Below are 3,006 nucleotides of genomic sequence, written 5' to 3' on the forward strand. Positions count from 1 at the left end.
AAAGCGATATTGATATTTCTGCGGGTGATTCATTGGATTTTTGGCGAGTTATTTTAGCTAACAAAGAAGAAAAACGTTTGCTACTGTATGCAGAAATGAAGCTGCCGGGTGAAGCATGGTTGGAGTTTAAAATTGAAAATAATACCTTGATTCAAACAGCAACATTTCGGCCACTAGGAATATTGGGAAGGCTTTACTGGTATTCTGTACTTCCATTTCATGGCGTTATTTTTAATGGAATGATAAATCATATTGTAAAATAATAAACATTTCTTAACCAACCCAAGTTGCCCCTTTCTATTCCTTAATTGAGAAATTTTCATAAATTTTTACTATCCCATAAGAGTACTGATTTCCTTGAAGCTATGAATCATTGTGAAGGTTAAGATCTCGATTTAATTCAATACGTTTTCTTTTAAACTTATTTTATTTAACACCTTAGAATAGATTACTATACCCTAACCGACAAATTAATACCAAAATCCATCACACAAAAAAATGAAAAACACAGAAACAGCAGCTCTTGAAGCACATGCAGGTCGACTTTATTCATTAGATGCCCTTCGTGGGTTCGACATGTTTTGGATAATAGGTGCGGAAGAGATTATCCATAGCCTGGCCAAAGTCACGGGTTTTCCTCTGTGGGTAACCATGGCCGAACAGCTCACCCACCCTGCCTGGAACGGCTTTCACTTTTACGACCTCATCTTTCCTCTTTTCCTGTTTCTGGCGGGAGTAGCAACCCCCTACTCCGTTGGTCGTGAATTGGAAAATGGCATCAGCAGGAATAAACTGCTAATCAAAGTCATAAAAAGAGGCCTGATATTGGTATTGCTGGGTGTGGTCTATAATAATGGTCTGATTATACGCGAAAACATTGATGCATACAGGTTTTGCAGCGTTTTGGGAAGGATAGGTCTTGCCTATATGTTTGCTAATATCATTTATCTGTATAGCAAAAGAACGGGGCAGACGATCTGGTTTTGTTCATTGTTAATAGGTTACTGGCTGCTCTTAAAATTCACATCGGCACCGGGCTATGCACCTGGTGACCTCACTATGGAAGGAAATTTTGCTTCTTATATTGATCGTACTATTCTTCCTGGAACCTTATATCTTAAAATACATGATCCTGAAGGACTAGTATCTGTTATTCCATCAATCGGTACCGCTTTGCTGGGAATTCTTACAGGTAACATGTTGAAGAACGGCGTAGAAACCAGGCATAAAAAAGCACTGTATATGGCTATTGCAGGAATTTTTTGTTTAATTATCGGTCAGATATGGAACCTGGATTTTCCAATTAATAAAAATCTTTGGTCAAGTTCTTTTGTAATGTATGTTGGCGGCTGGAGCCTGCTCCTATTATCTTTTTTTTACTACATAATCGATGTTCTAGGATATAAAAGTTGGGCGTTCTTTTTCAAAGTAATTGGCATGAATTCTATCCTGATCTATATTTCAGGGCAATTTATAGATTGGGAGTATACAAATAACGGTTTCTTCCAGTGGCTTTTCCAGTTAACGGGTGAACCATATGATGCGGTGGTAAAAGCGATTTGCCTTGTGCTGATACAATGGGCATTTTTATACATCCTTTATAAAAAGAAAATGTTCCTGAGGGTATAGAAAATTGGTACAAACCTTAAGATAAATAATTTAAATTTACAACTATGAACTTTTCGTAGCTGGCCTGTTTTATGTCCTAAACGTACATGTTGGAAGTTCGCAAACTGTATTAATTTGCATAAAATTAAAACATTGAAATTATGACACCATCAAAATCAATAAAAATTACTTAGTGGATCACAACAGGTATAATGTTTCTCTTCGAAAGGATAATGCCGGCATTAACCGTTCATTCAGAAATGGGAAAAGTAGTATTCTACATTTAGGATACCCTGAATACTTCATAACCCTGTTAAGTGATATCAGAGACTAAATTCATCTATAAATAATAAGAATTATGATTAAAGAAATTTGGATCAACCTGCCTGTAAAAGATGTAAAAAGAACAAAAGATTTTTTTACAAAGATTGGATTTACCCTGAATAAACAGCACCCTGACACTGATCACTCGGTAGGTTTCATGGTCGGAAATAAAGGATTAGTATTCATGTTTTTTGCTGAATCAGTGTTTAAAAGCTTCACTCAACATGATCTTACTGATACAAAACAATCATCTGAAGTATTATTTTCTTTTGATGCAGAGAGTCATAAAGAAGTTGATGAAATGGCAGAAAAAGTTAAAAATGCAGGCGGAGATATCTTTTCAAATCCTGCAGAAAATCAGGGCTGGATGTATGGATTTGCTTTTGCGGATCCTGATGGGCATCGCTGGAATATGCTTCATATGGATTTGAATAAGATCCCAAAAGGTTAAATTTTCAAATTTTCAAGATGATTTAAGAATCTTACATTGAGGTTAAAAATTTCAAGATTACTGATTAACTTGCAATACTATTAAAAGTTATAAATTAAAAATGCACATGAAAACCCTCCTCCTCCTTACTACGTTAGCAATCTTCATTTCGGCATGTAATACATCCCCAAAATCAGAAGAAACATCCTCTGAAAAACATGAACTGGTATTAAAATGGGAAACGGATAGCCTGTTAAAAGTTCCTGAATCTGTTTTATTCGATAAGGATAATAAAGTATTGTATGTAAGTAATATTGACGGCGCAGATCCTTGGGCAGCAGATGGAAAGGGTTCTATTGGAAAAGTTGGACTTGATGGAAAGATCATAGCTACTGATTGGGTACCAGGATTAAATGCGCCAAAAGGTCTGGGCATGTATAATGGGAAATTGTATGCTGCAGATCTTACAAACCTCGTGATAATTGATATCGCATCCGGAAAAATTGACACAACAGCTTTAATTGCGGGGGCAGTTGGTTTGAATGATATTACGATTGATTCTAAAGGTATTGTGTATATTTCAGACTCACCCGGAAAAAAGGTATTTCGATTCGAAAATGGAAAAGCTGAATTACTTTTAGATA

General features: G+C 35.9%; 3 protein-coding genes and 1 pseudogene. All 4 read left to right on the top strand.

Features of this window, described 5'->3' with window-relative positions; all coding sequences use genetic code 11:
- On the top strand, positions 1-263 hold a 263-nt coding region (locus tag H7254_RS11070), incomplete at its 5' end, for a DUF2867 domain-containing protein (RefSeq protein WP_301933024.1).
- A gap of 235 nt (positions 264-498) precedes the next feature.
- Positions 499-1,629, top strand: a complete 1,131-nt coding sequence (locus tag H7254_RS11075; RefSeq protein ID WP_301933025.1) for an acyltransferase family protein — start codon at positions 499-501, stop codon at positions 1,627-1,629.
- Between the two features lie 337 nt (positions 1,630-1,966).
- Complete coding sequence (locus tag H7254_RS11080) at positions 1,967-2,383, top strand: VOC family protein (RefSeq protein WP_301933026.1); 417 nt, start codon at positions 1,967-1,969, stop codon at positions 2,381-2,383.
- 106 nt (positions 2,384-2,489) lie between these two features.
- Positions 2,490-3,006 (top strand): annotated as a pseudogene (locus H7254_RS11085) (ATP/GTP-binding protein); the annotation flags it as partial.

This window comes from Ferruginibacter sp. (assembly GCF_014377975.1).
Lineage (GTDB): Bacteria > Bacteroidota > Bacteroidia > Chitinophagales > Chitinophagaceae > Ferruginibacter.